At 39.0% G+C, this 26,108-nt stretch carries 28 protein-coding genes; 19 read left to right on the top strand and 9 right to left on the bottom strand.

Annotated features, from left to right (window positions below):
* Positions 1-2 precede the first annotated feature (2 nt).
* Positions 3-542 carry a C40 family peptidase gene (locus WG954_RS14160; RefSeq protein WP_340437301.1) on the bottom strand — a complete coding sequence of 180 codons (540 nt, stop codon included), beginning with the start codon at positions 540-542 and terminating at the stop codon, positions 3-5.
* 374 nt (positions 543-916) lie between these two features.
* Between WG954_RS14160 and WG954_RS14155 the strand changes: the two genes are divergently transcribed.
* On the top strand, positions 917-1,510 hold the full coding sequence (locus WG954_RS14155) for a c-type cytochrome (RefSeq protein WP_340437300.1): 594 nt from the start codon (positions 917-919) through the stop codon (positions 1,508-1,510).
* Positions 1,511-1,596: 86 nt separating this feature from the next.
* Here WG954_RS14155 and WG954_RS14150 read toward each other — a convergent pair whose 3' ends face one another.
* A complete protein-coding gene (locus WG954_RS14150; protein ID WP_340437299.1) occupies positions 1,597-2,355 on the bottom strand; it encodes a polysaccharide deacetylase family protein in 759 nt (252 codons plus the stop codon).
* Positions 2,356-2,677: 322 nt separating this feature from the next.
* Between WG954_RS14150 and WG954_RS14145 the strand changes: the two genes are divergently transcribed.
* A complete protein-coding gene (locus tag WG954_RS14145) occupies positions 2,678-3,601 on the top strand; it encodes a hypothetical protein (protein WP_340437298.1) in 924 nt (307 codons plus the stop codon).
* Positions 3,602-3,663: 62 nt separating this feature from the next.
* A complete protein-coding gene (locus WG954_RS14140) occupies positions 3,664-3,975 on the top strand; it encodes a DUF202 domain-containing protein (RefSeq protein ID WP_340437297.1) in 312 nt (103 codons plus the stop codon).
* A 65-nt stretch (positions 3,976-4,040) separates the two neighbouring features.
* Here the strand turns inward: WG954_RS14140 and WG954_RS14135 are convergent, their stop codons facing one another.
* Positions 4,041-4,967 carry an SPFH domain-containing protein gene (locus WG954_RS14135; RefSeq protein ID WP_340437296.1) on the bottom strand — a complete coding sequence of 309 codons (927 nt, stop codon included), beginning with the start codon at positions 4,965-4,967 and terminating at the stop codon, positions 4,041-4,043.
* A gap of 93 nt (positions 4,968-5,060) precedes the next feature.
* Between WG954_RS14135 and WG954_RS14130 the strand changes: the two genes are divergently transcribed.
* The gene (locus tag WG954_RS14130) at positions 5,061-5,441 is read left to right on the top strand and encodes a hypothetical protein (RefSeq protein ID WP_340437295.1); all 381 of its coding nucleotides are present in this window, start codon (positions 5,061-5,063) and stop codon (positions 5,439-5,441) included.
* A 1-nt stretch (position 5,442) separates the two neighbouring features.
* Here WG954_RS14130 and pepT read toward each other — a convergent pair whose 3' ends face one another.
* Positions 5,443-6,690: a peptidase T gene (gene pepT / locus WG954_RS14125; RefSeq protein WP_340437293.1), complete on the bottom strand. Its 1,248-nt coding sequence runs from the start codon at positions 6,688-6,690 to the stop codon at positions 5,443-5,445.
* Between the two features lie 60 nt (positions 6,691-6,750).
* Between pepT and WG954_RS14120 the strand changes: the two genes are divergently transcribed.
* Entirely contained in the window at positions 6,751-7,599 is an 849-nt protein-coding gene (locus tag WG954_RS14120) for a CPBP family intramembrane glutamic endopeptidase (RefSeq protein ID WP_340437292.1), read from the top strand.
* A 67-nt stretch (positions 7,600-7,666) separates the two neighbouring features.
* Positions 7,667-8,212, top strand: coding sequence for a hypothetical protein (locus WG954_RS14115; RefSeq protein ID WP_340437291.1), 546 nt, complete (start codon positions 7,667-7,669; stop codon positions 8,210-8,212).
* A gap of 102 nt (positions 8,213-8,314) precedes the next feature.
* On the opposite strand, the gene WG954_RS14110 is transcribed toward WG954_RS14115, so the two are convergent.
* Positions 8,315-8,767: an FKBP-type peptidyl-prolyl cis-trans isomerase gene (locus WG954_RS14110; protein ID WP_340437290.1), complete on the bottom strand. Its 453-nt coding sequence runs from the start codon at positions 8,765-8,767 to the stop codon at positions 8,315-8,317.
* A gap of 101 nt (positions 8,768-8,868) precedes the next feature.
* On the opposite strand from WG954_RS14110, the gene WG954_RS14105 reads away from it, so the two are divergent.
* The gene (locus WG954_RS14105) at positions 8,869-10,134 is read left to right on the top strand and encodes an exo-beta-N-acetylmuramidase NamZ family protein (protein WP_340437288.1); all 1,266 of its coding nucleotides are present in this window, start codon (positions 8,869-8,871) and stop codon (positions 10,132-10,134) included.
* Between the two features lie 4 nt (positions 10,135-10,138).
* On the opposite strand, the gene WG954_RS14100 is transcribed toward WG954_RS14105, so the two are convergent.
* From WG954_RS14100 to WG954_RS14090, 3 genes are read right to left on the bottom strand one after another with little or no spacing between them, the layout of a single operon-like run.
* Entirely contained in the window at positions 10,139-10,612 is a 474-nt protein-coding gene (locus tag WG954_RS14100) for a hypothetical protein (protein ID WP_340437287.1), read from the bottom strand.
* Positions 10,613-11,236: a response regulator gene (locus WG954_RS14095; RefSeq protein WP_340437286.1), complete on the bottom strand. Its 624-nt coding sequence runs from the start codon at positions 11,234-11,236 to the stop codon at positions 10,613-10,615.
* Positions 11,237-13,168: a tetratricopeptide repeat-containing sensor histidine kinase gene (locus tag WG954_RS14090; RefSeq protein WP_340437285.1), complete on the bottom strand. Its 1,932-nt coding sequence runs from the start codon at positions 13,166-13,168 to the stop codon at positions 11,237-11,239.
* A 164-nt stretch (positions 13,169-13,332) separates the two neighbouring features.
* On the opposite strand from WG954_RS14090, the gene WG954_RS14085 reads away from it, so the two are divergent.
* The 8 genes from WG954_RS14085 to WG954_RS14050 all read left to right on the top strand — a co-directional run bounded on the left by WG954_RS14085 (position 13,333) and on the right by WG954_RS14050 (position 22,759).
* Positions 13,333-14,583, top strand: a complete 1,251-nt coding sequence (locus tag WG954_RS14085; RefSeq protein ID WP_340437283.1) for a hypothetical protein — start codon at positions 13,333-13,335, stop codon at positions 14,581-14,583.
* Positions 14,584-14,628: 45 nt separating this feature from the next.
* Positions 14,629-15,234 (top strand): hypothetical protein, encoded by a 606-nt coding sequence (locus WG954_RS14080; RefSeq protein WP_340437282.1) that lies wholly within the window; start codon positions 14,629-14,631, stop codon positions 15,232-15,234.
* Between the two features lie 41 nt (positions 15,235-15,275).
* Positions 15,276-17,693 (top strand): tetratricopeptide repeat protein, encoded by a 2,418-nt coding sequence (locus tag WG954_RS14075; RefSeq protein ID WP_340437281.1) that lies wholly within the window; start codon positions 15,276-15,278, stop codon positions 17,691-17,693.
* 5 nt (positions 17,694-17,698) lie between these two features.
* Positions 17,699-19,654, top strand: a complete 1,956-nt coding sequence (locus tag WG954_RS14070; protein WP_340437280.1) for a hypothetical protein — start codon at positions 17,699-17,701, stop codon at positions 19,652-19,654.
* An 81-nt stretch (positions 19,655-19,735) separates the two neighbouring features.
* Entirely contained in the window at positions 19,736-21,226 is a 1,491-nt protein-coding gene (locus tag WG954_RS14065) for a hypothetical protein (RefSeq protein WP_340437279.1), read from the top strand.
* Between the two features lie 51 nt (positions 21,227-21,277).
* Entirely contained in the window at positions 21,278-21,613 is a 336-nt protein-coding gene (locus tag WG954_RS14060; protein WP_340437278.1) for a magnetosome magnetite crystal formation protein family, read from the top strand.
* Between the two features lie 180 nt (positions 21,614-21,793).
* Complete coding sequence (locus WG954_RS14055; RefSeq protein ID WP_340437277.1) at positions 21,794-22,342, top strand: inorganic diphosphatase; 549 nt, start codon at positions 21,794-21,796, stop codon at positions 22,340-22,342.
* 3 nt (positions 22,343-22,345) lie between these two features.
* On the top strand, positions 22,346-22,759 hold the full coding sequence (locus tag WG954_RS14050; RefSeq protein WP_340437276.1) for a sulfite exporter TauE/SafE family protein: 414 nt from the start codon (positions 22,346-22,348) through the stop codon (positions 22,757-22,759).
* Positions 22,760-22,865: 106 nt separating this feature from the next.
* On the opposite strand, the gene WG954_RS14045 is transcribed toward WG954_RS14050, so the two are convergent.
* Positions 22,866-23,630, bottom strand: a complete 765-nt coding sequence (locus tag WG954_RS14045) for a C40 family peptidase (protein WP_340437275.1) — start codon at positions 23,628-23,630, stop codon at positions 22,866-22,868.
* Between the two features lie 92 nt (positions 23,631-23,722).
* Between WG954_RS14045 and WG954_RS14040 the strand changes: the two genes are divergently transcribed.
* The 4 genes from WG954_RS14040 to nudK all read left to right on the top strand — a co-directional run bounded on the left by WG954_RS14040 (position 23,723) and on the right by nudK (position 26,047).
* Positions 23,723-24,292 (top strand): RNA polymerase sigma factor, encoded by a 570-nt coding sequence (locus tag WG954_RS14040; RefSeq protein WP_340437274.1) that lies wholly within the window; start codon positions 23,723-23,725, stop codon positions 24,290-24,292.
* Entirely contained in the window at positions 24,282-24,638 is a 357-nt protein-coding gene (locus WG954_RS14035; RefSeq protein ID WP_340437273.1) for a hypothetical protein, read from the top strand. The genes WG954_RS14040 and WG954_RS14035 overlap by 11 nt, the downstream gene beginning before the upstream one ends.
* A gap of 48 nt (positions 24,639-24,686) precedes the next feature.
* Entirely contained in the window at positions 24,687-25,400 is a 714-nt protein-coding gene (locus tag WG954_RS14030; RefSeq protein WP_340437272.1) for a hypothetical protein, read from the top strand.
* A gap of 68 nt (positions 25,401-25,468) precedes the next feature.
* Positions 25,469-26,047, top strand: a complete 579-nt coding sequence (gene nudK, locus WG954_RS14025; RefSeq protein ID WP_340437270.1) for a GDP-mannose pyrophosphatase NudK — start codon at positions 25,469-25,471, stop codon at positions 26,045-26,047.
* The last annotated feature ends 61 nt before the right edge of the window (positions 26,048-26,108 follow it).

Here is a 26,108-nt window from a genome sequence, read left to right as displayed (position 1 = left end):
TTTTAAAGTTTACCATTACGAGCATAGGAAATGCGGATGACTTTAACGAACCGCTTTCTGTAATGCTCATTCAATTTACTGATCGTAACTGCATACGCTTTACCTGAAGTTGAATGAATAAATTGCAATTCACCATCAATAATTTCTGTAACTATCCCCATGTGCCCAACAACTTTGGATAAGGTATCTGTTTCGGAAAAAAGAATTAAATCCCCCGTCTCAGCGTCGGCGAGATTAACAGGTACTCCATAATTCGTAAAATCAACTGATGACCTGGGAACGTTGATAGAAAAATGATTGAACACGTGCGTAATAAAACCTGAGCAATCTAATCCTTCAGCAGGATCAATTGATGCATATTTGTAAGGGGTGCCAATCAACGTTTTTGCATATGCCAGCAATTGATCACGTGATACTTCCTTTCCACTGTCAACAACATTATTTAAATGATTGTCGATGGGAAACGAATCGACCCAAACCTTCTGAGACTCATCTAAAACCGTATCAGGAATCGAATTAACAACAGTATCGGCAGAATTCATATCCTGTTGATCTTCTTGAAAATAATTACAGCTGATTGATGTAATTAAAAAGCAAGCAAGGCCATATCGTGCAAAAAAGATCAATAACACAAATGAATTTAAGCCATTTGCAGCGCAACAGGTTTTTTAATTTAAGCTGGGTAAGGAAGCCCACGCCTGCAGGGCAATTTGCTTATCAAAATTCCTGTTGCGCAGAATTCATTTTCAAAAAAGTTATGATTTGCTGAAAGAAGATATTACTTTAGGTTTCGAAATCACCTATACCCTATACTTTTCCGCACTATATTCTTACCTGAATGAGATCACCTTTTTTCGACAATTTGTTTTAACGTCTGCTTTAAGCAGCCATCACCATAAACCCAAAACTACCAATCATGCGTTACACATTCAAGATTGCCGGCTCGGCTTTAGCATGCATTCTGTTCATTAACGCCTGTAACAACCAGGCAACAGAAACAAAAGAAACAACAGCTTCCACTCCAAGTGCGGAAGATAAAATTAAAGAAGGTGAACGTTTAGTTGCAAGCCTCGATTGCGAGATCTGCCATTCACCAAAACGTATGGGGCCAAAAGGTCCTGAGATAATTCCTGAACTTCGGTTCGGGGGTCACCAGGCAGGTTCTCAGCTTCCTCCTTTTGATGAAGCTACAGTGAAAGCAGGCTGGGTGCTGTTTGCCCCTGACTTCACTTCCATGATCGGTCCGTGGGGCCAATCCTACACAGCCAACATTAGCAGCGATTCTACAGGTATAGGTATGTGGACCGAAGATCAATTTAAAAAAGTGTTGCGTGAAGGAAAATACAAAGGCATGGACAATACACGGCCGATCTTACCTCCAATGCCATGGGAAGCCTATAAGAATTTAACAGATGAAGAAATAAGTAAAGTATTTGCTTTTCTTAAATCAACAACGCCGGTTAAGAATGTAGTGCCAACCGCAAAGATTAATCCGCCGCCAAAAATGTAATTGCAATTTTTTATCAGAGCCGGCTTTTGCCGGCTCTGTTGTTTCTCTATAAAGATGAAATTTATTTTGATACCCCAAACAAACTGCTATTTAAAGAGCCCTTTCATTTGTTTAACCAATACCTCCGGCGACGTATTTCCACTCACCATCATACGCCTTATTGTTAATAACGGATATTTATTACTGAGTTTACCTTGCAATTGAAATGCTGTGGTAAATCCACTTTCGTGCAGCCTCTGCAATAACTGTTCATTCCATGCACCATAAGGAAAAGCAAAACAAGTAACTGGTTTATTTATAATTGACTCCAGCTTTCCTTTAGGTTTAACTACCTCTGTATCCCATTTGGCCATTGAGAGTTTCGTCATATTGGGGTGATCCCATGTGTGCGCTCCTACTATATGTCCACGTTTTGATAGATCAGCGATCTGACTTCCGGAAAGAAATCCCTTTTTATCAATACAAACCGTCATCACAAAAAAAACGGCTTTAAACTTATATTGTTCCAGTACCGGTAGAGCCAACGTGTAATGCTCAATATGTGCATCGTCAAACGAAATCAGAAATGGATGATCAGGCAACGCCTTTCCGTTTTTATAAAACGCTTCAATTTGATCCGGCAACACAGCGTTGTACCCCCTTTTGTACAGTTCTTCCATTTGCAAGGCAAACTGACCGACACTGATATAAAGCGTATTGACTTTGGGCGGATGCAGGTAAATATTGTGATAACTTAAAACAGGTATTTCCCGAAGCACTTTTAAACGTTGATCCATTTGAGCAGATAAAAAACCGGATGGAAGAACAAAGCAGAGAACACTAAGAAAATGAAGGATGGTTTTCATAAAAGCAAATTAAAAAGAACTGTCTTGCGAACCTTTGATGCCCATCAGTGCAAGAACTGATTCAAAAGCTGCAACTCGTTTTTGATCTGCTGTTCATTCGTTCGTCATAAATTATCGATAACCTTTGAACTAATGATGTGAATCAGCGAAGAAAACAATACAGGTCCTTTTTAAAAGTAGTTCTGTGTCTTACTTTCCTGCTAAAATATAGCCGGTGAAAAAAGGTTTCACGATATCACAAAAAAACCTTTGTTATAATTTTTTTCTTTACGGTTTAATACTGTTTCAATTCAATGCCTGTAAAGCAAATGACCACGTACCCGTGTCAATCGTCAACATATCTTTTCCCGATAGCATACCAAAGCAGACAGGTTTTGATACAGTGCTTTACAAGAAAAAAGTAACGCAGTTAGCAAACAACGATAAAACCGGAAGATGGCCTGTAAACTCTGCTTTACCGGCTGCAGGTGCCATTGTTCCTTACAAACGGGTTGTTGCATTCTATGGAAATTTCTATAGCCGTAATATGGGAATACTGGGCGAATACTCAACTCCCGTTTTGCTGGAAAAAATAAAAGCACAAACAGATTTATGGGAAGAAGCCGATTCATTAACAGAAGTAATCCCGGCTATACATTACATTGCCGTAACAGCGCAGGGAAGTGCAGGCGATGGTTACTATCGGTTACGAATGCCCGAAAAGGAGATTATGAAAGCTATTGCATTAGGCGATTCAATTCAGGGGCTCGTTTTTCTCGATGTGCAACCCGGGTTCAGCACCTTGCAACAGGAACTTCCAAGGTTAGAAAAGTATTTACAACGGACAAATGTACATCTTGGAATTGATGCTGAATACTCCATGAAAACAGGAAGAATTCCCGGCTCTGCCATTGGAAGTTTTGATGCAACCGATATCAATTTTGCAACAGCATGGCTACAATCCATCGTACTGAAATATAAGCTACCGCCAAAAATGCTGGTTGTACATCGCTTTACCTCACCAATGCTTACTAATTATCGGGAAATTAAAACGTACCCCGAGGTGCAGATTATCATCAACATGGATGGATTTGGAAATGCTGCACTGAAAAAAAGCACTTACTATCATTTCATTTTTAAACAGCCCGTTCAATTTACAGGCTTCAAAGTATTCTACAAAAAAGATGTTTCCAATGGAAACAAAATAATGCAGCCCAAAGAAATTCTACTATTAAAGCCGCAGCCGGTTTATATCCAATATCAATAGCACAAACTAATCACATCCGGATACCGATCATCGCTTGGTGAACAATTTGATATATTTACGATATGGAAACAACTGTTGATAACAGCCTTAATAAAGATCTGATTTTAAGAGAGCGCCTGGCCATTCAACGCACTAAAATGGCAAATCAAACAACTCTCCTGTCGTTTATACGAACATCACTATATTTTCTCGTGGCAGGGTTGAGTATCAAAAGCCTGCTCCATATAGAAAACAACCGCTTTTTTGAGATCCCCTTTTTCATTATTTCGGCCATACTATTTGTAACAGGAATCATTAACTACTTCCGGCAAAAGAGACTGATTGCCGATAGTGAGAAACATGTGGGTGATTACAAAATTGAATACTTACAGTAATCATACTTTTGAATAATGAAAAAGGGTTAGCAATGCTAACCCTTTCTAATATAAGTTTGAAGAATTTATACTCCGGCCTGTTTCACCATTAATGCCTGGATTTGCTTCATGGTATTTTCCATGCCACTTGCACTACCATCCAAGAAAATAATATTGCCCTTTCCATACTCTGCAAAATTCTTTACCGCTTCGGTCCACATACTGAAGAGGATCACATTGGTGTCAAGATTTGCCTGCTTCATTTGTTCGGCTGCCTCAGTCATACCTTTTGCAACCTCCTGGCGGAAGAGCGCCACACCTTGTCCACGTAAACGGGCGGCTTCACGTTCTGCCTCTGCAGCGATCTTAATAGCATTACCTTCTGCTTCTGCACCTTTTGTTTTGGTGATGAGCAAAGCCTGTCCTTCGTTTTCTGCAGCAGCTTTTAAGTTGTTACTTGCTACCACACGGCTCATACTTTCCATGATCTGTTGGTCGAACGTAATATCGTTGATCTGAAGATCCTGCAGATGATAACCCCACTCTTCCAGAGAATGATCTATTTGCTCTTTGACGTACTCAACAATTTCCCTTCGGGCCGTTAAAATCTCTGCCTGGCGCTTCGTTGCAACGAATGCACGAATGGAACCTTCAACTGTTCTGATCAACGCCTGCATCAGATCTTTATCGCTGATGAATTTAAATGCTACTTTCTTAATAGTTTCTTCTTCTGAATTTTGTACAGAATAAAGCAACATGCTTTTAAAATACACGTTTGCCTGGTCTATGGTTACAGCCTGGAACTCTAATTCCACACTTCTGTTTTGAATACTTACTCGTTTATAGATCTGCTCCAGAATGGGTATCTTAAATCCCAAACCGGGGCGAAGAATCCGCTGGTATTTTCCAAACATCGTAATAACGGCAATTGTTCCCTGGTTAACGGTAACAAGTCCACTGAAAATGATAAAGGCGATGAGTAAAACCCACCAATAACTGACTAGAAATTCCATAGTTGTAAAAATTTCATACAAAGTAGTACATTCCATTTATAAACAGGTAGAAACTATGCAACTGAATGTTTAATTTTAAGAAAACAAACCATCATGACCCGCTCTAAAAAAATATTCATCGGTATTCTTGCTTTTTTGCCATTAATTGCTGCAGCAATATTCCTCGTTTATTTTTTTACAACTTTCTTCCCGGACATTATACGAATGGAGCAAGAACACGGTGACATTCCACCTGAATTTTTCTTTGGTAACATGATGGGATTTATAGCTTCCATTATCATACTCGTTTTTGTTCAGCTTGGCCTTATGATCTATTTCATCATTCACGCTATTAACAACAAGCGTGTTAAGAATGAAGAACGGATCATCTGGGTATTATTGTTCATTTTTGTGCACAGCATTGCTTTCCCCATTTACTGGGGCATCCGCATTTGGCCCGAAGAAAAACCGGAAAGTAATTTTGTGAAAATGTAACTCAGCTTTTTTCTTCCCACACTTTCACCAATTCAACAAGCATATTGGCACTTTGCTCCATGTCCTCCACTCCAATCCACTCATGCTTGCTGTGAATAGCCTGCATACCTGTAAATAAATTAGGACAAGGCAAACCCATATAACTTAAACGACTACCATCGGTGCCACCACGGATGGGTTCTTTTACTACTGTTAAGCCACAACGCTCATAAGCTTCTATTGCATTTGCAACAATTGCAGGATGCTGATCGAGCACTTGTTTCATATTCCGGTATTGTTCTTTTACAATAAACTCCATTGTGCAGTTTGGATATTGTTTCAACACTTCTTCTGCAATTGTTTTTAATCTTGTTTCGTGTTGCAATAAACCTTCAACAGTAAAGTCACGGACAATAAAATCAATGCTTGCTTTTTCTGCAATGCCATTTACACTTACAGGATGCACAAAGCCTTGTCGTTTTTCTGTTGTTTCAGGGCTCCATTCCGTTTTGGGAAGAGCAGTTAATATTTCACTTGCAATTTTCAATGCATTTACCAAAATCCCTTTCGCATAACCGGGATGTGCAATTACTCCATGCACAATGATCTTTACGCCATCTGCACTAAATGTTTCATCTTCCAATGTACCTAACTCGCCTCCATCTAAAGTATATGCAACTGTTGCTCCCAGTTTTTGCAGATCGAGTTTATCTGTTCCCTTTCCTACTTCTTCATCTGGTGTGAACAGCAATTTAATCGTGCCGTGTTTTACTTCAGGATGCTGTATTAGATAATTCGCCATACTCATGATAATAGCAACACCTGCTTTATCATCTGCACCAAGTAAAGTTGCTCCACTTGCAGTGATAATATCTTTCCCGATATGTTGTTTAAGATATTTATACTTCGAAGGGCTGATGATTTGTGTTCCATCATCGGGCAACACAATATCAGCTCCACAATAATTTTTATGAAGAATGGGTTTTACGTTCGTGCCGCTGCAATCGGGAGCAGTATCAACATGGCTGCAGAAACAAATAACAGGAACATCCCTCTCAGTAGTTGACGGAATTGTAGCGTACACATAGCCGTAAGCGTCCATATGTGCATCCGAAATTCCCATCGCCAGTAATTCCTCCACCAATATCTTCGACAGGTCTTTTTGCTTTTCAGTTGTGGGTGAGCTATTGCTTTCGGGATCGCTTTGTGTATCTACCTGCACATACCGCATTAACCTTTCTGCCGTTCCGTAGTTGTTTTCTGTTGCCATACGCTTATTTTTGAACTTGTAAAATAACAGTGTTTCGGCACTCATACCAAAATCAACTCTATGCAATCATCTCCCATTATCAAAAAAGGCTGGCTGAGGGCACTGCTTTTTATATTGGTTTATATGTTCCTTCTTATTCTTGGAAACGGAGGGCTTGGTTTTGTGTATGGGCTTTTAGAAATGACCTATACAACTACAGTAACATTTTATGGCTTTATATTGCTAAACTTTTTGATCTCATTTTTTACTGTTTGGTTATTCCGTAAAGTATTCGATAAACAATCATTCAAAAGTCTTGGGCTTATATGGAATGGATTTGGGAAAGAACGTACTGCCGGTGTTGTAACCGGCATACTGTTGCTTACAGTAATGGCTACAGTATTATGGCTCATGAAATTGCTGGAATGGTTTGTGGCAGATATTAATGTAGCTGAATTTGCTCTCACTATAATAATACTTGTGTCGGTAAGTTTTTCGGAGGAAGTTGTTTTTCGTGGTTATATACTTAACAATTTAATGCAATCAACTTCCGTGTTGCCCGCATTATCTATCTCAGCATTATTATTTGCCGGGTTTCATTCATTAAATTCTCACATGTCGCTCATTGCATTCATCAATATTTTTATTGCGGGTGTGTTGCTAGGTGTAAATTATATTTACACACGTAACCTTTGGTTTGCTATCTTCTTTCACTTTACCTGGAATTTTGTGCAGGGCCCTGTTCTCGGCTTTGAAGTAAGCGGGCTTTCGTTACCATCCTTATTAGAACAAAATCTGAAAGGTTCCGTTCTCTTGACCGGAGGAGCATTTGGACTTGAAGCTTCGTGGCTTACCACATTCGCCACCAGCTTGATGGCAATTGTCCTCTTCTTTTTGTTTCAGCGCAAATACAACAGCAGCGTTGAATAAATGTGCATTCAGAATTTGTGAATGCTAAACAGAATCTCTACTTTACTTCTTCACCAAAATCAAAAACATGAAGAAGATCCTCATCGGCGGCCTTGTTGGCGGCATTGTACTTTTTGCATGGCAAACTATTTCATTTGCAGTTGCTAATCTTCATGACAAAGGACAGCAATACACGTCCAAGCAAGACACAATTCTTCAATTCTTAAACAATTCCGGTTTGGAAGAAGGCACTTATTTTATGCCCCGGCTTCAAAATGAAAATTCATCGGAAGAGATGGAGAAATTCATGAAAGAAGTTGATGGAAAACCATGGGCCCAGCTTAGTTATTACAAAGCCTGGAACATGAATATGGGCATGAACATGGCAAGAGGAGCATTGACTAATATCATTATTGTTTGTTTGCTTGCATGGATATTCTCAAAGATGACAGCGCAGGGTTTTGGCACTTATTTATTTGCCAGCATATTTGTTGGGATCATTTGCTTTGCCAATGGTCCATATACCGGGCATATATGGTATCCTATACATGATATTAACGCCTATTTGATGGACGCCCTGGTGAGTTGGGCTTTGGTGGGTGTTTGGTTGGGATGGTGGATGAGAAGGAAGTAAAAACCAGAAGCCGATAGTAGATAGTGGTTAATTTTTTGTTCTAAATACAAAAAGTCCACAGTTGAATAAAATCAGCTGTGGACTTTTGCTATCGACTAATGACTAAGGAACTATGATCAATCCCTTTGCATCAATCTCAACCATTTCAATATCAAACACCAGTTCTTTACCAGCTAACATGTGGTTTGCATCTAATACAACAATTTCTTCCTGCACTTCTGTTATGGTAACTGGGAACTGCTGCCCGGCACTGTTGTTCATCATCAACTGCATGCCGATTTCCGGCGTCATATCATCAGGAAAATTTGAACGGGGGAAATCAATCACCATCTGATCGTTACGTTCTCCATATGCCTCATGAGGAGGGATGTTAATAGTTTTTTTATCTCCAATGGCCATACCAACCACGGCGTCGTCAAACCCTTTGATCATCATTCCGGCACCCACCTCAAACTCAAGTGGCTCACGGCCTGCGCTTGAATCGAACTGCTCACCTGTTGTCAATTTACCGGTGTAATGCACACGTACGGTATCACCTTTTTTTGCCTGCTGCATAAATTATTTATTTCAGGCAAAATTACTGGCAAATGCCAGCCCTGCCAATAAATTTTTTTTACGCTACTAATTGTGCAACTTTGAGCTACAAACCATTTGGAATGAAACAATTACTCCTTTTACTGGTTCTGTTCGGAACTTTTTATACCGAAGCACAGCAAAAACACGCCCGCTCCGGTTATAACCGTGGCTCCATTAAGAACAGGTTGTTTCAAACCGGTTCTGAAAATCTTGACAACTATATTGATCTGCTTGAGGGAAAAACGGTTGCTGTATTTGCCAACCAAACCTCAACCATTGGCAAAAGTCATCTTGTAGATTCACTACGAAAACTGGGCGTTAACATTAAAGTGATCTTCGGACCTGAACATGGTTTTCGTGGCACTGCAGATGCAGGCGAGAAAATTGGAAATTACAAAGATGAGAAAACAGGCATCCAGGTTATTTCACTTTACGGAACAAAACGTAAACCTTCAAAAGAAGATCTTGCCGGCGTTGATGTAATGTTGTTTGATATACAGGATGTGGGCGTGCGATTTTATACTTACATCTCTTCACTTGAGTATTACATGGAAGCAGCGCTAGAATGGGGTAAACATTTGATCGTGCTTGATCGTCCAAATCCAAATGGACATTATGTTGATGGACCTGTTCTTGAACCCGCATACAAATCATTTGTTGGAATGCAACCCGTACCAATTGTGTATGGCATGACGATTGGCGAGTATGCTCAAATGATCTATGATGAAGAATGGCTGGAACCACGCTTGTATGAGTTAGCTGGTCGTCATGGAAAATTTGAATTAACGATCATCCCATGTAACAATTACACGCATACAACAAAGTATGAGTTGCCTGTAAAGCCTTCACCTAACTTACCCAACAGTCAATCGATCTGGTTATATCCTTCCACATGTTTTTTTGAAGGCACTGTATTGAGTGAAGGGCGTGGCACCAATATTCCATTCCAGATATTTGGGCATCCTTCTTTGCCAAAAACTTTAAAACCTTTTACGCCCCGCAGCAGAGATGGCGCAAAAGATCCAAAACTGAAAGATCAACTTTGTTATGGTTGGGATCTAAGCGGGCCTGCTGATAAAGTATTTATCACTGCGGGCAGCAGAGTGCAATTGAAATGGCTGCTGGAAGCCTATAACCTTTTCCCCAATAAAGATGAATTTTTTATTGCACCCGCCAGTGGAAAACCAACAGATTATTTCTTTAATAAACTTGCCGGCAACGGCACGTTGATGCAACAAATAAAAGATGGCAAGACAGAAGAGGAAATACGCAAGAGTTGGGAGCCTGCATTAGCGAAGTTTAAAGCGATACGAAAGAAATACCTGATCTATAAAGATTTTGAATAAGCGGTCAGAAATTTGCTGCGTATTGGAGTGGAGTTTTGTTGATAAGCATCCGTTCAAAACGGATCACTTCAAATTCAGCAGGCTTGATTAATGCATACCCTGCTATTACAACCAATCTCCCTTCGGCAATATCTTTAGCTGTCATTGTTTGAGCATTGCATTTTACATAGAAAGCTTGTTCCTGTGCTAAACCAGTGAGCATACCCATCTTCCAGAATTCATATAAAATATTTGACACACCGTTTTTTATTTTTTGTATAAAAAAAGGACTGGCATCAGCTGTACGAACCATTGAATCCAGAAACTGATTGATACGCAATTCAATTTTTTGTGCCGTTGTTAATGAAGATTTTATGAGTCTTGGTGATGACAGTAGCCTTGTTTGCTGCAACTCCGAAAGTTTCACACGCTGAATAGTATCCTGTGCTGAAAGTGCTACATGAATACTTAACAGAGATATTAATAAAATCCATTTCATTTATGTTCCGATAAGTTTATGGATAAATGCCAGTTTAATGAGTTCAGGTGTGTTCTTGGCTTTCAGTTTGGCTACTAAACTTTTACGGTGACTGTCAACTGTAGTGGCACTCACAAATAATTTCTCAGCAATTTCATTGTTTGTTAATCCGTCGGCCAGCAATTCCAATACTTCCTTTTCTCTCCTCGTAATAACAGGTACTTCACTATTGTCATCTTTACGAAGCATCGCTGCAGCTTCTTCACTTAAAAATATTTTTCCTTTAGCAACGGTTTCTATCGCTTCCATCAGTTCATGTTGAGATGCATTTTTCAGCACATAACCTGATGCGCCATTATTCATCATTTTTTCAATAAAACTTTGCTGATTGAATGTACTCAGCGCCAACACAAACACTCCGGGATATTTTTGTTTTACTTCGCCACACAACTCAATACCGTTTTTTCCGGGCATATTAATATCCATGAGCAACACATCGGGTTGCTGTTGTTTCAAAAAAGCCATGCAGGAATCAGCATTGGAAGCATGCCCCATCCACTCAACAGAAATTTCTGTTTGCAGCATGGAGCGGATTCCTTCCACCACCATATAATGATCATCTACAATAAAAACTTTGATCTTCATTTAAACGTTTATTTCAATATGCACCGATGTTCCCTTACCCTCACCCGATTTTACATCCAACTTTCCTTTCATAAAATCCACACGGTTTTGAATATTATCCCAGCCAATACCACGATTGTGCTCCAAGACAGCTGTGTTAAATCCTTTACCATCATCTTCCACAGTAACGGAAAGCTGATCATCAGTTCTGTTTAACTGTACAATGGCATTTTTTGCAGCAGCATGTTTCAACGTATTGTTCAGCAATTCCTGCACAATGCGAAAGACTGTAATGGCAGTTGTTTGATCTGGTGCTTTTCCTTCCATACCTACAGATTGATATGAAACATTCAAAGCACCTGATTGATGAATGTCCTTACAAAAATCTTTCAATGCAGTATCTAATCCAAATTTCACCAATGCTTCCGGCATAAGATTGTGTGCCACACGGCGCATTTCTTTAATAGAACTGTCCAGCATATCCATGCTGCGTTCAAAGGCCTGTGCATTATCAGGCGTCATGATTAAGTTTCCTTTCATAGTATTCATTGAATATTTAATACCGCTGAGCATACCACCCAAACCGTCATGCAAATCTTTTGCAAGCCGGGTGCGTTCCTGTTCTTCGCCTTTAAGTACTGCTTCAGTTGCGGCTAATTGTTTTTCGGTTTCCAGTTCATTTATGCGTTGCTGCTGCAGGTTTTGTTTTTGTTTGTAATTGCGGTAGCCAAGAACTGAAATAAGTAATAGCGCTGCAGCACCCGCACTTAAAAAGTAGTTGAGCGTGTTCTTTTGTTTAATAACTGCCCGCTGCAATTGTATTTGCACATCTTTTTTTGCAGTTTCATATTTGGTTTCTGCATCAATAGAAGCTTTGCGTACCCGGTCATTTAACAAACTATCAGAAAGAACTGTTGCTTCCTGCATATATCTCTGTCCGGTAATTAGATCCTGCATAGCAATATGAATGCTCGATAAAGTTTCTAGTGTTTTTATTTTTTCAAGCTGCAGGTTGTTTTTATTAATCACTTCAAGCGACCGCTCTGCATATTTTTTTGCTGCCTCGAAATTTTTATTGAAGTATTCATAAATGGCAAGTCCACGTAAAGCAATGGCAATACCTTCGGCTCCATCAAGTTGAGTATACAAATCCAATGCTTTGCCATAATAGTCTTTGAGAATTGCGAATTCTCCTGCATGCATATATAAATCGCCAAGATTGAGCATTTGAGAGCCCTCCATTTCCAAGTTGCCGATTTTTTTGCTGATGGCCAACGCTTCCATCCATGCCTCCTTTGCCTTTTTACTATCGCCTTTCTTTATATAATTCATGCCTAAATTATTTAAAGTAGTACCCAACCACAAAGGATCGTCAATTGTACGAAGCCATTTCACCGCTGTTTCACCATAGTAAATTCCTTTATCATAGTTTTCGAGATTATAGTAAAGCATTTGTATAATATCATAACTCCTGGCCATTAACAAACTATCGCCATTCGATGCAAATATTTTTCGCCCTTCTTCGTATAATGAAATTGCCTTTTCAAATTGTGCCAGCATCCTGTATGAAGATCCTGCATTAAACAATGCTTTCCCCAACATGACGGGATCATTCAGTTTTCTTGCAATAGGTACTGCTTTTAAATTGAGAGCGAGACCAGAGTCAAATCTGCCCTGCAGGTTTAGTACAAATGTGTAATTGAAAATATAGCGCAACACCCCTGCCGGGTAATTTATTTTTTCACTGATGATTCCGGCTTTGTGATAATAATGTTTCGCCAGTTCAGGTTCACTGCTTTCATATTGCTGACCAAGAACAATATAAAATTCTGCACCTGCTGAATCTTCCTTAATTGTGGGCAGTAATTTCAAAAGACTGTCCCTGTTCATCAGTACTTGTGCATCTGCAACTGAAAAAAGGAAAAGGGAAATATAGAACAGTAGTTTTTGCATGTCTTAATATAAAATCAAATTGGCATACTGCAAATAAAATCAACCATTTTATAGTAGCACCTCCCTTTTTCACATGATTTTTTACCCGTTTTAAAATATCCTTTTTTTAAGGGATGGTGCCAATCAGGACACTGCATCATTTTTACATCAACAAAAACATACACATGAAAAAGCTATTTTATTTGATGTTATTCATTGCTACATCTAATACAATGCTGGCACAATCAGGCCGCATTCGTATATCATTTGCAGGTTTTGAGTGCTATCGTGAAACCTGGGATGATGTTTTACATTCAGACGGGAAAGGCGATGAAGTTTATTTTACATTTTCCTTTCTGCTGGGTGATAAAAACGGCAACACGAAACTAAATTATGAAAAACGAACACCGGTTTATGGTGATGCATCCGGTCAATTTTCAAACCGTATAAGTGTTGGCACCTGGGTTGATTTATTTGGCAATAACAAAGGCGGAATTAAAGCCGGCGATAATTACCGGGCTAATCTGCTTCTTGGAGAATACGACATGACAAGTGGCGACATATTAACCATCATACCTACCGGTTGGGAACAAGATCCCATAGCAGATAACCAGGCAGGATTTAGTTCTACCATTCAAAGCATGGCATACAGCATCAATCAAAAAATTGCACCACTTGCAATTGGATTCGGCATTTTAACAATGAACCCTACGTCAATTATTTTAGGAGCCAGCCAGCTTGGTATGCCAAAATTGAAAGCGGGCGGTGAGCAGGGGGAATTAGGGAAACCCGGCACAAGACCCATCGGTATGGAAAAATATGGCGACTTCTCTCCAAAATTTGTTGTATTGAACACACCTAACCTCGCATTCATCAGTAATAGCGATATGGGATTTGGCAAGGGTGTTATACCTGTGCAATATGATGAAACTGCGGTTGGTAATTTAAGGGATCACGGCATTTACACGGTGCTGATGAAAATAGAGTTTTTCCCGGCGCAAAGCACAACTGTTGCGGGCAATACAGTACCAGCCACGGGCGCAACGATTAACACAACCTATAAAACGTTACCGGGTACTACAACGGGTACCATTGCAACGTCTACACCAACTTCCATAGCAGGTGTATGGAAAGGCACATGGGGTAATGGCAGCAGTAATGGAGCGAATTTTTATTGCTTTCAATTAAATACTGATGGCACTATGAAATTACTGGATGCAAGCGGCAACAGTATTGCATCGGGCCGTTACACGTTTTCAAATAACCAACTTAGCGGTTCCTACACCTACAACGGCGCCAGTTCTGGTTTTTCATTCTCAGCATCTTTAACCGGCACCCAACTTAACGGAACATGGGGCCCGGGCACAAATGCAGGAGGCGGTGGCAGATGGGTAATGAATAAAGCGGCTGTGTCTGCAACTACTAATATCAGGTAATAAAAATTTGGCAATATATTATCCAACTATACAATCCAATTCAAAATGAATAAGTTAATTACAATTATACTTCCTTGCCTGTTGAGCACAGTTATAACCAATGCTCAAATACTAAGCCCAACAAAAATCTCAACACTAAAACCAATCAATGTTACTCAAACACCGGTTTACACTTTAACGAATGCCCGGGTAAGCATTAGCACAGGAAGAGACAATAAAGAATTCCCTTCAGAAGTAACAGTGTGGCTTATTCAAAAAGGCAAGGGTATTTTATTTCAACAACCGGGCACCAATACAAGAAATGAAATGCAGGTAAACAGTATAAATGAGTTCGGTTTATACAAATGGACTAACACTGTAAACATTGGTAGTTTTTTATTGACTGATATTCAACAATCAGGCATCATACTCCGCATTATGTATATGCCTCACCTGTTTACAGATGCATGGCGCATTGAGGGCATCAGTGTTACACTGGAATTTAAAGATCAAAATGGCAACCTGCATCCAACCCTTGGCAACAAAACAATAGTATTTAATAATACAAGCGGTTTTTTAAATCAATGGGAACAATTTTTTGAATGCAGAGCCGATGGAAATTTTACGCCCATTATTTCAACTATACTTAAAGATACTTCAGGTTTCAACTAATAAAATATTGAATTCAACTAATAAATTTTAAACCAGCAACAGTGAAATTTTACTCATTACTTTTTTTATTCCTTTTGCTATTAGCATGCAGCAACATGTTTGCGCAAAACAAACCCAAACCTGTAAAACCACAGGAAAAACCGCCCACGCAAAAAGAAATGGACGAAATGATGAATGAGATGGATAACATCTTAAAAAATATGACACCGGAAGAAAGGAGAATGTTCGACAGCATGGGAATAAAAATTCCGAATAAGAAGAACATGTCAGGTGTTACTGATAAACAATTGGCTGTTGCATGGGAGGATGAAAACAGGGTTGTACCTGCCAGGAAAACAGCACTGATTAACGCATTACCTAAAACAATTTTTTCAAAAGAGCAGTTACTGGCATTCATCAAAAAAACCAACCTATCTATTGCATCATTAATAAAACCGGAAGCCCGGCAAATGGCTGATAAAATAAATGATCAATTTAAAAACGATCCTTATTACGGATTTATGATTGCATCAGCAGCCAATGGCATGTGGATGTATGGGTATAAAGAATCTGCAACCTACTTAATGGGCAAAGCAGTTGAAGCAATTCCAAATGCAGACAATCTAAACAATTTTGCATCCTATCTTACAATGGGTGGTGCCGCACATATCGCATTGCCAATTCTTGAAAAGCTAAACAGTGTTCATAAAAACAACAGCACTATACTTAATAATCTTGGGCAGGCATGGTTGCAACTGGGTGAAGAGTTGAAAGGTGAAAAGTATTTAGACAGCGCTGTTCGTGTTTATACCTACCACCCGCAGGCGAACTATACAAAATGCCTGCTGCTGAAAGCAAGAGGCAAAAGGGCTGAAGCAATTGCTGCACTGCACCGCTCGTTAAAACACAGTGTCACCACCCAAAAAAACAACCTGTTAAAAGAATTGGAAGCAGATCAATACAAGCCTGTTAGATTTTATGCACCAAGAGTATACTATTCCACCACGTTTAATTTACATGAATATGCAGCAATGGTTCCAAAAATTTATGCAACCAATTTAGGTAGCAATATAGAATTGCAATGGCGTGAATTCAGAGAAATCATTAAGGCAGAGAAGGAAAAGATTAATGCACAATTGACACTTGTAAGCAAAAATGCAAGCATTGCAGAACAGGCGTTCTTTAAAAAAGCACAGGCCAGCAAATTCAACATCTATTCTCCATATTATAGTAAAGCTGTTGAACGATATAACAATTATACAAAAGACTTTGATCGCCGTTTAAAACAATACACTGAAAAATTGTTACTGCTTGTTAAACAAAAGACTGAACTTAAAATCAAGTTTGACATAGCTTTAGAAAAAGAGCGAATCCGGTTTGACGAAGAAATCAAAAGAGGTGCAAACAAACAGGTCAATTGCGAAGGTCAATTACCCATTATCAATGAATTTCTTGAAAAAACAAATCAGCTGAATATAAAATCCAACGAACTATCGGTTTCTTTTTGGCTTACTGAGTTTTATAATATGTACTATTATTACCCTTCCACTGCCAAAACAGATGCCTCTGCACAAATGATTGTTTTGAATTTACGTGCAGGATTTCTGGAAAGATTATATGAATTATTTCATGAAAGTGATTTAGGATATCCTTGCAGTTCAGATATACAGAAAAAAGCAGAATACAGTATTCTAAAACCTCTGAATGACTACGATGAAGTGAATTGTAAAATATATAATCGTATTTACACGCCGGGCCTTGGTAACATTGTTATGAGATGTAATACGATGAGTCTTCAGCTCAACCCAATCATGCTTCCATTTGAAGCAAGCCTTACAGCAAATTTTGATGGCTTTATAGAACAGGCATCTGTTGGAATTGAAATAAAAGAAGTAAAAATTAATGTAGGTGCAGAGTTTGATAAAAAGGGAAATTTTAAAAAAGGTACCGGAAGTATTGAGACTGAAATAAAAGGGGTTGATGTGAATATAGGTGCAGAGATTAATAAAAAAGGAGAAATAAATGGTTCAGGAAGCATTGGAACTGATATTAACGGAGTTGGTATAAAAATGGACGCCGAAATTGATGAAAAAGGATTTAAAAAGGGAAGCATTGAAATGGGGATAGATAAAGAATTAAGCTTGCTTCCAAAAACAATGGAAGAAGAAGCTCCTGTGGAAGTAGGTTTGAAAAATGAATTAGGCGTAAGCATGGAACTTACGAGAAGTGAAGATGGAATCATTGCTGACTTTATTGTAAAAGAAAAATCAGAACTGGACATCGCAAGTAAACTGGAAGTTGACAACGAAGTTGAAGTAACACCAGGGATGATCTCTAAATCAGGAAAAGTAACTGAACCTGAAACCGTAAAACTAAGTTTACCAGCTGCTCCGTCAGTAAACGTAAGTGCTGATAGCCGCTGGAGTGTTAACAGTGGTTATAGCGCAAAAGGAGAAAGTTCATTTTCAAAATTAAAATGATCAACATGAAGAAGATATCGGCATCAATCGTTTTTTCTTTTTTTCTTATAAACCAAATAATGGCCCAACTAACACCTGAAGAAAGGATACAGGATAGTATTATTGGTTGGTATACTGCAGAACCCAAAAAGGCAACAACACCATTTACAGGCGAAGGCAAAACGTTTTCTGTAAAGCAGCAGGAAAACTTAAATGAAATCATCAGATGGATGCGACAAACCTATACTCCGGTAGGCGGGCTGGGAACTCATGATAAAAAACTTTTCATTACCGCTGGCGAATACAGACCTATTAAACGCTATCCCCCACATTCGTATGGCATAGACTTTCGTGTATGGAACGTAAGCTATACCTACAACGGCAAATGGTTAGATGCCAAAGGACATTTCAAACCTGTATCAGAAGAATATACACGCTTTGATATTGAAGTAAATACACTACCGGGCACCTGGCCAATTTCATGGATCAATAATGATGACAGGTATGTTTTTACCTGGGAAGAAGATAAAACGGCAAGTAACTTAATTGGCGATGAAAGAAAAAAGGCTGACCCGAAAATTCATCCGAATTTGTATCCATGGTTAACATGGCAGAATAAACAAGTTCAATCAGTCTTTCTTGTGCCTGGCAATAAACTCCCAATTGTTGCTGTTACAAAAGGTGAATTACTACAAATGGCCGAAGAATCATTTGAAATTCTTTTGAAAGAATTGAAAATGACCATTGAGCAGCAGTTTGGCAGTAGTAATAAAGTAGCTGTTGAAAAAGCATATGAGGGCCGAAAGAAAGTAATGGAAAAACACCTGCTCAATATTCAAAAATTAAAAGCAAAACACAGTGCCACATTAAATGAGCCAGCCATCGTAGATAATTACAGTATGAATATTTACAGCTTTGAAACAGATCCCGATCCTTTTGTTATTCGTGAAGTTGCTTTTAATAATAAAGACTATTACAGAGTGTACAAATACTCAAAAGAATTACTTCAAAAATGCAAAACAGACCAACCGCAATGGCTTAATATAACTGTACCCTACACAACAAAAACGGATGGCAACCAGGAATATGAGATGTACAAATCTGTTATAGAAAATTTCAACTATGAGTATGCTTATAATTATTTCTTTAACCCGGATAAAGTAAAGGGCAAACCCTATACACCGGCAAATGAACAACAACTGAAAGCCCGTTTAGATACTTATCGAAAAAAAGGCATGGAAACAGTAAGTTTTATAAATACAAGCACTTCACCCAATGTATTACTTGCAGATGATTTTTCAATAAATGCTGAGGGTACCAATGCCAAAGGCTGGAAGATGAGCACTTCAGGCGAGCACTCCACCATTACAACAATTAAAAATGAAACAGGAAAATGGCTGAAACTGGGATACAATAATACGGTAACACCATTCTCTTTAAAAAAACCGCTGCCACAAAATTTTTCTATCAGCTTTGACATTGTTACAGATGATTTCAGCAGCAGATCTGGTGGAACAGTTAAACTCTATCTGAGCACCTACCCATTATTAGCCACAGGAGGAGAGAATAAAGCAAAGGATGGCGCTTATGTGCAACTTACTATAGGTGCAGGCAATGAAGCTGACTTGTATAATAATAATTACAGAGGTGAAGCTAAACTTGAACTGCACACCAACCCGCCCCTGTTTAGGGAAAACTTTAATGAAGGAGCATTTTATACCAAGAGTCTTACAGAGTTCACAAATAAAAAAAGGAAAGTGCAGGTAAAACTCAGTTTCAACAATGGAGAAATTCAATTATTTATAAATAATACAAGAGTTGCTGTTTCAGGGAAAGATATGAAACTGGCTTATGGTGGTATATGTAAGGATTGCAGAATACCGGCAGGGCTTTCATTTAATACAATCAGCTGGGAGAACTTCACCAGCAACTCAAAGGAAACAGGTGTATACATCAGTAATATTAAAGTTACTAAGGGCTGAACCATGAATTAAATTTCCTTCTTTTAAGGGATAACAAGAATTGCACCGTACCGGTATTTTTGAAACATAAGTATCACTGAAATGAAACAACTCATTATTCTGATCATCCTCTTCCAGAGTGCTGTTACAATAGCACAAAAGAAAGTAACCCCTGTAAATCAATCTGCCATTTCCGGCATGAGTTTACCGAATGGCAGTAAACAGGACAGTCGTTTCCTTACGGAAATAACTGCTAAAACATTACTTGAAATGGAAACAAAAAAAGCAGGCACAACTGTTTCAAAAGTAGAAGTATTGACATTACCTGCTGAATCAGGCTTCTCATCAGATTCTTTGGTAGCACAGCTAAGTAATCTTGGCTATGCTATTCAACCATTAGAAACTGACAACAAATATGCATGGTTACAAAAAGATAGTCGAAACCTCGTGTTGTATTTTGAAAAGAAGAAAACATCCATTGAATTATACTTTGGCGAATTAGGAGCTGCTCCTACGACATTTCAAAATACAATTCCTCAGCAGCAACAGCAAACAATGCCTGAACAACAAACAACGACACAACAAATAAACACACAGCAACAAATAACAACTGAGCAACAGACAACTACCCAACAAACAACACCTGAACAACAACAAACAACGACAACTCAACAAACAACTTCTGTAAACACCGGTTATGCATTTAATACTACCAATTTTGATGATGGATGGACCAGTACCATACAGGAAGATTGGGTAGAAGTTGTAAAAGGAAACATCAAAGTACTTTTGCATTTCCCAAAAGAAGGCACAATTTTCCCTGCTGATCCTGATAAACTTACTACTGCAGCCTGGAATATATTGGTAGCACCACGTTACTCTCAATTAGTCAATTACAAAACAGCTTATGTAGAAACAAACAACCGTCCCTATTTCGGCATGGGTACTGTTACCGAAAATAATTCAGGCAATTCTGTTTTTGTTGTTCTGTTTCGCAGAAGTGCGGGATGGATGGAAGTCATTACACCGGATGTATTAACGTTTACCCAGGAGTTTGGCTTTAACCCTGAAACTATTCGTTGGGCAAAAGTTACCGATTATTCCGGCGGATATGTAGTTGATAACAGTCAGGGTGTTGTAATAAAAGCAGATGAGCCTGAACTGTACAATAAACTAGATAATATGACAGGCAGGAATAAGTTTGCTGTAGCTGCCACAGACCTTAATAATACTGGCAGATGGGATGCCAATTTTTCAAGCAATACATTTTACTACAACTATTACAGCGGCAATTTTGCCGGCATGAGCACCTTTTCAGCATCACAATGGTATGAATTCAGCAGCGGTAACAAATATCATTGGGAAGCGGTTATGACTAATTCAGGCGGAGGAGTTATCAATGCCGCACAATCAAAAAGCGACGGTATTTTTAAATCACTTAATAACTGGCAGATGTCTTTTTCAAATATTGGAGGCCAGGATAAAACTTTTGATGTTTATTTCTCAGCCATTAAAGGCGGAAGAGTTTTGTGGATGAACGATGCCAACCACCCCGGGAGCGGAATTTTCACGGGGTTAGCAAAAAGAAAATAATAACCTGTAAAAAAGCAGAATTACAAACAATTATTAATCAAATATCAAATCATGCAAACAGAAAATGTAAATACAAATAAAACTGCACTGGACGGGAAATCGATTGCCATCATCAGTTACCTCACTATTATCGGCTGGATCATTGCTTTTGTAATGCATGGTAACAACAAAACGCAGCTGGGCGCTTTTCACCTAAGGCAATCTCTATTTTTAATGCTTACAGGTTTTGGAGTAAGTATTTTACAATGGGTGCTGATTTTAATTCCGATCATCGGCTGGATCATTTCCATTCTGCTCTATTTTGTATTGCTGGGTTTGTTTGTACTCTGGATCATAGGTTTGATTGCGGCTATCAATGGCGAAGAAAAAGAAGTTCCTGTTCTGTGAAGTAAAGCACAACAACTATTAAAAGCAATTCAATAGTTGCATAAACTCTGTAGAGCTGCCGAATAAAGGCGACAGCTTTTGGTTAATAAGGAGCGGTGATTCTTCACCGCTTTTTCTTTTTATAAGCTCCATTAAAACTCATTAACTTCGGCTCCTCATTCATCATTCATTTCGCATTATATGATCACAGTCCTTCATCCCTGGCATGGCGCCCATTATGGCCCTAAAGCCCCAGAACGTGTAAACGCACTCATTGAAATTTCACAAGGCAGTCGCAGTAAATATGAAATTGATAAAGACACTGGTTTGCTCCGTCTCGACCGGGTAATATTCTCTTCGTTTATCTACCCCGTCAACTACGGATTTATTCCTCAAACACTCGGACAGGATGGCGATCCGCTTGATATTCTGGTGATCTGTTCACAATCTATTCAACCCCTGTGCCTTGTTGAAGCAACGGTGATCGGTAATATGCAAATGATCGACCAGGGCGAACGTGATGATAAAATTATTGCAGTTGCCAGTAACGATCCTACTGTTAAACACATTAAGGATATTGATGAATTGCCTGAACATTTCTTTCACGAGCTGAAACACTATTTTGAAGAGTATAAAGTACTTGAGAATAAAGTGGTGGAGATCGATAATTTTCAGAATAAAGCTGAAGCCTTTCAGATCATAGAAGAGGCAATCGGATTTTACAAAGACAAATACCGTGACAAACTTTAATACATGCAAACAAAAAAAATGGATACAACAATTATTATCGCCGTACTCATTATTGGGTTGGCAGCCGGTATACTGGGTGGCATGGTAGGCGTTGGTGGAGGTTTGATTGTCGTGCCTGCATTGGTATTCTTTCTTGGTTTTAGTCAACACACTGCGCAAGGCACATCGCTGGGTTTATTGGTATTACCTGTAGCTTTATTAGGTATGATCAACTATTACAAAGCGGGCCATGTTGATTTTAAAGTAGTGGGATTACTGGCGCTTGGTTTTGTAGTGGGCAGTTACTTCGGAAGCAAATGGAGTTTGAGTTTGCCTCAGGAAACTGTGAAAAAAGTATTTGCTATTCTCTTATTTTATACTGCGTTTAAAATGATTGGTTGGGAGAAAGCAGTTGTGAATTGGATAAAGAGTTTTTAATTCAAAAAGTTCTGAGTTCGGAGTTGGGCGTTCGCTCTTCTTTACTGGATTTTGTTTTTTGGCTTTTGGGTTTTTCTTGTGCTTTGACCTTTTTGAGTCTTGTGCCTTAAACCCGTTTGATCATCCTCAACCGATGCGTTCGTTCACCCGTTTCGCTGTGAAGAATTCCTGCACCATCAATATTATCGATACGTACTTTACCTGCGGCATGTACAATTTCATGATCGTTCAACAATAACCCAACATGAATGATCTTTCCTTCTTCATCATCAAAATAAGCAAGATCACCACAACGTGCTTCCTGCAAAAATCCAAGATCCTCTCCCACCATTGCCTGGTTGGCCGAGTTGCGTGGTAATTTCTTTCCAAAGAAACGCATGAGCCCTTGCACAAAACCACTACAGTCGATACCGAATACCGAACGTCCTCCCCAAAGATAAGCTGAGTTTAAATATAAAAATGCTACCTGCCTGATGCTTTCTTCATCAAACACATAAGCTCCTTCCATTACTAACTTACTACTGCTTTTGATTTTATGATCGCCCCAAATGGCTTCACCATTATGTAGCCCGGGAAGTGCGCTGCCAAATGGCACGTGCATGGGTACATCATTTACCAATATGATACCGCTCCATGTATTCACCAATGCTACCTGGTCTTGCAATGCAATAGCTTCATTTACTTCTGTAAGCTGGTTGCGTAAACAATAACCGGTGTAGCCATCATAAAGACATATCAGTTCAACCCACTCGCCATGAGAGGCCAATAATTCTACCGCTTCCCCAAATAATAATTGAGAGGTGATCTCAGACTCTTGTTGCGGCTCCTTACGGACAGGTGCAACCGGAACAATACAAAGGGCGTTATTCATGCAAAGAAATTGAGTACTATGAATATATGGAATTTTGTGTGCCCTTGCATCTCTTCAACAGAAATAACTAATTTGCCATCACAAACCTGTTTGTGAATACAACCTACTCCACCATACCCGACCAGGAATTACTCAACCGCTTTTACCACGATGGCGATAATAAATGGCTTGGCCAATTACTGCAACGTTATACGGTTTTGTTGTTTGGTGTATGCATGAAATATTTGAAAAACGAAGAAGAAGCGAAGGATGCCGTGCAACAGGTGTTTGAAAAATCCATTAAAGAATTGGGCAAATACAAAGTGGATTATTTCAAAAGCTGGATCTACATGGTGGCCAAGAATCATTGCCTGATGCAGCTGCGTGATAAAGGCAAACTGCCCAAAGAATTAAGTGAACAGATGATGGCTACACCTGCCGAGGATGTGAACCACACCGAGCATTTACAAAAAGACGAATTACTGGAGCGGCTAACCATTGCCGTAACTGAACTGATACCTGAACAACGCACCTGTATTGAACTGTTTTACCTGCAGAAAAAAAGCTATACGGATATTGCTTCCACTACCGGTTACAGCTTAATGCAGGTGAAAAGCTATATTCAGAATGGAAAACGTAACTTGAAAATGATTTTACTGAAACAACAGAATAATGGCCGATAACCTGCTTGACATATTGAACCAGCGTGACGATCTCACTGAACAGGAATTACTTAACTACCTGCAGGGAAATCTCACGCCCGAAGAACGAAATGCAGTTGAGCAACGTCTTTCTTCGTCTGATATGATGAGCGATGCAGAAGAAGGACTTCGACTGGCCGATGAAAAAAAGATGCAGCATGCCGTAGCCGATCTCAATAAACAACTCTCTCTACAATTACAACAGCAGCGCCGCAAACGGAAACACAGGCCTGTGCCCAATCAATCGTTGATTATTGTAACTACTTTTTTAATACTGGTATTGATCGTTCTGGGCTTTTTGGTGATTTATAAGATGAAGAATGGGTGAGAATTCTTGAAAAGAATTAATTTAGCACCAACCTCAACACCTTAACTAATGAAAAGAATCTTTGCTTCTCTATTTTCACTTATTGTAATAAACTGTCACGCACAAAAAGTTGAAGTACTTAAAAAAGCTGACGTTGGAAATCTAACTGAAGGGAAAGTCTTTGCTTTTATTCAGCCATCAACCGATACGAGTACAATGCAGTTCGTTGCGACATTTGCTGCAAAGGTAAGAGGCAAAAAAGCGGCGATTGAGTTACTCTACTATGAGATTCGAAAAAAAGCAACTAAGCTTGGTGCGAATTGTTACAAAATAAATTCTTTTACCAGAAACACATCAAAAAATGAATGCGAGCTGATACTTGACAGCTATGCTGCATCCGATACCTTGATAGATATAAATACAGCTAACCATGAAAAAAATGTAGTCTTTGTTTTTGGGCGGGAGAATGAGGATGACAAACCTGTAACTTTAAACGTGAACGGTGAAACAAAAGAAATTAAAGCCGGACATTACCTTAGGTTAGAATTAATAGAAGGAAAAGAGTTGAAGCTGAATAAAGGTGGAGCGGTTGGAGGGTCAACAGCCTGGCTTAATTGGGAAAAAGATAAATTACCACAATTTTATACCTTAACGGGCTTTGGTTTAAGTAGCATTACTCAACAACCTGCTAACGGTATTACATTTAACACCGGGCGAATAAATCGCATTAATAATATGAGCGTCGGTTTCTTGTTAGTCAAATTACTAAAGGAAAATAATTAACCGCTGAAGTCTGTAACCGCATACAATTATATCTTCCCTGTTCTTATAAACTTTATCTTCATCAAACTATGAACAGCAATATCAACATTCTGCAAACAGATATTCTTTCCAACAACTGGTACACCTTAAAGAAAGTTACTTACGAGTACCGCAAAAAAGATGGCAGCATACAGGTGCAGCAACGTGAAGCGTATGACCGTGGTAATGGAGCTGCAATATTGTTATACAATTTGCCACAAAGAACTGTGATACTTACAGAACAATTCCGTTTGCCTACATACATCAACGGTAATGAAACAGGTATGCTCATTGAAGTATGTGCAGGTTTGTTAGACAAAGACAATCCTGAAGATTGCATACGCCGTGAAACAGAAGAAGAAACAGGTTACAAAGTAACAGAGATAAAAAAAGTATATGAAGCGTATATGTCGCCGGGATCAGTTACAGAAATCCTTTATCTATTTATTGCAGCCTATGAACCACAAATGAAAATTGCTGAAGGAGGAGGCGTTGAACACGAGCAGGAAAATATTGAAGTATTAGAACTACCGTTTGAAAAAGCCATGCAAATGATTGAAACAGGTGAAATAAAAGATGCCAAGACAATCATGTTGCTGCAGTACATGCAGTTGAAGAATATTTTATGACTCCTGAAAAGAACGAACCCAAAAAATTGAACTAATTTCAGCTATTACTCCACATTTAACT

It is taken from the genome of Lacibacter sp. H375, assembly GCF_037892425.1.
Classification (GTDB): domain Bacteria; phylum Bacteroidota; class Bacteroidia; order Chitinophagales; family Chitinophagaceae; genus Lacibacter.
The sequence above is the reverse complement of the archived record's forward strand: the minus strand, read 5'-3'. Positions and strand labels throughout refer to the sequence as shown.

What these genes read in the sequence shown, in the direction of transcription:
- WG954_RS14050 (WP_340437276.1), top strand. Translation starts at nt 22,346, where the DNA reads ATGCAAACAAAAAAAATGGATACAACAATTATTATCGCCGTACTCATT.
- WG954_RS14085 (WP_340437283.1), top strand. Translation starts at nt 13,333, where the DNA reads ATGAAAAAGCTATTTTATTTGATGTTATTCATTGCTACATCTAATACA.
- WG954_RS14135 (WP_340437296.1), bottom strand. Translation starts at nt 4,967, where the DNA reads ATGGAATTTCTAGTCAGTTATTGGTGGGTTTTACTCATCGCCTTTATC.
- WG954_RS14110 (WP_340437290.1), bottom strand. Translation starts at nt 8,767, where the DNA reads ATGCAGCAGGCAAAAAAAGGTGATACCGTACGTGTGCATTACACCGGT.
- WG954_RS14045 (WP_340437275.1), bottom strand. Translation starts at nt 23,630, where the DNA reads ATGAATAACGCCCTTTGTATTGTTCCGGTTGCACCTGTCCGTAAGGAG.
- WG954_RS14095 (WP_340437286.1), bottom strand. Translation starts at nt 11,236, where the DNA reads ATGAAGATCAAAGTTTTTATTGTAGATGATCATTATATGGTGGTGGAA.
- nudK (WP_340437270.1), top strand. Translation starts at nt 25,469, where the DNA reads ATGAACAGCAATATCAACATTCTGCAAACAGATATTCTTTCCAACAAC.
- WG954_RS14060 (WP_340437278.1), top strand. Translation starts at nt 21,278, where the DNA reads ATGCAAACAGAAAATGTAAATACAAATAAAACTGCACTGGACGGGAAA.
- WG954_RS14120 (WP_340437292.1), top strand. Translation starts at nt 6,751, where the DNA reads ATGCAATCATCTCCCATTATCAAAAAAGGCTGGCTGAGGGCACTGCTT.
- WG954_RS14140 (WP_340437297.1), top strand. Translation starts at nt 3,664, where the DNA reads ATGGAAACAACTGTTGATAACAGCCTTAATAAAGATCTGATTTTAAGA.
- WG954_RS14105 (WP_340437288.1), top strand. Translation starts at nt 8,869, where the DNA reads ATGAAACAATTACTCCTTTTACTGGTTCTGTTCGGAACTTTTTATACC.
- WG954_RS14150 (WP_340437299.1), bottom strand. Translation starts at nt 2,355, where the DNA reads ATGAAAACCATCCTTCATTTTCTTAGTGTTCTCTGCTTTGTTCTTCCA.
- pepT (WP_340437293.1), bottom strand. Translation starts at nt 6,690, where the DNA reads ATGGCAACAGAAAACAACTACGGAACGGCAGAAAGGTTAATGCGGTAT.
- WG954_RS14155 (WP_340437300.1), top strand. Translation starts at nt 917, where the DNA reads ATGCGTTACACATTCAAGATTGCCGGCTCGGCTTTAGCATGCATTCTG.
- WG954_RS14130 (WP_340437295.1), top strand. Translation starts at nt 5,061, where the DNA reads ATGACCCGCTCTAAAAAAATATTCATCGGTATTCTTGCTTTTTTGCCA.
- WG954_RS14055 (WP_340437277.1), top strand. Translation starts at nt 21,794, where the DNA reads ATGATCACAGTCCTTCATCCCTGGCATGGCGCCCATTATGGCCCTAAA.
- WG954_RS14080 (WP_340437282.1), top strand. Translation starts at nt 14,629, where the DNA reads ATGAATAAGTTAATTACAATTATACTTCCTTGCCTGTTGAGCACAGTT.
- WG954_RS14100 (WP_340437287.1), bottom strand. Translation starts at nt 10,612, where the DNA reads ATGAAATGGATTTTATTAATATCTCTGTTAAGTATTCATGTAGCACTT.
- WG954_RS14115 (WP_340437291.1), top strand. Translation starts at nt 7,667, where the DNA reads ATGAAGAAGATCCTCATCGGCGGCCTTGTTGGCGGCATTGTACTTTTT.
- WG954_RS14160 (WP_340437301.1), bottom strand. Translation starts at nt 542, where the DNA reads ATGAATTCTGCCGATACTGTTGTTAATTCGATTCCTGATACGGTTTTA.
- WG954_RS14035 (WP_340437273.1), top strand. Translation starts at nt 24,282, where the DNA reads ATGGCCGATAACCTGCTTGACATATTGAACCAGCGTGACGATCTCACT.
- WG954_RS14090 (WP_340437285.1), bottom strand. Translation starts at nt 13,168, where the DNA reads ATGCAAAAACTACTGTTCTATATTTCCCTTTTCCTTTTTTCAGTTGCA.
- WG954_RS14030 (WP_340437272.1), top strand. Translation starts at nt 24,687, where the DNA reads ATGAAAAGAATCTTTGCTTCTCTATTTTCACTTATTGTAATAAACTGT.
- WG954_RS14065 (WP_340437279.1), top strand. Translation starts at nt 19,736, where the DNA reads ATGAAACAACTCATTATTCTGATCATCCTCTTCCAGAGTGCTGTTACA.
- WG954_RS14070 (WP_340437280.1), top strand. Translation starts at nt 17,699, where the DNA reads ATGAAGAAGATATCGGCATCAATCGTTTTTTCTTTTTTTCTTATAAAC.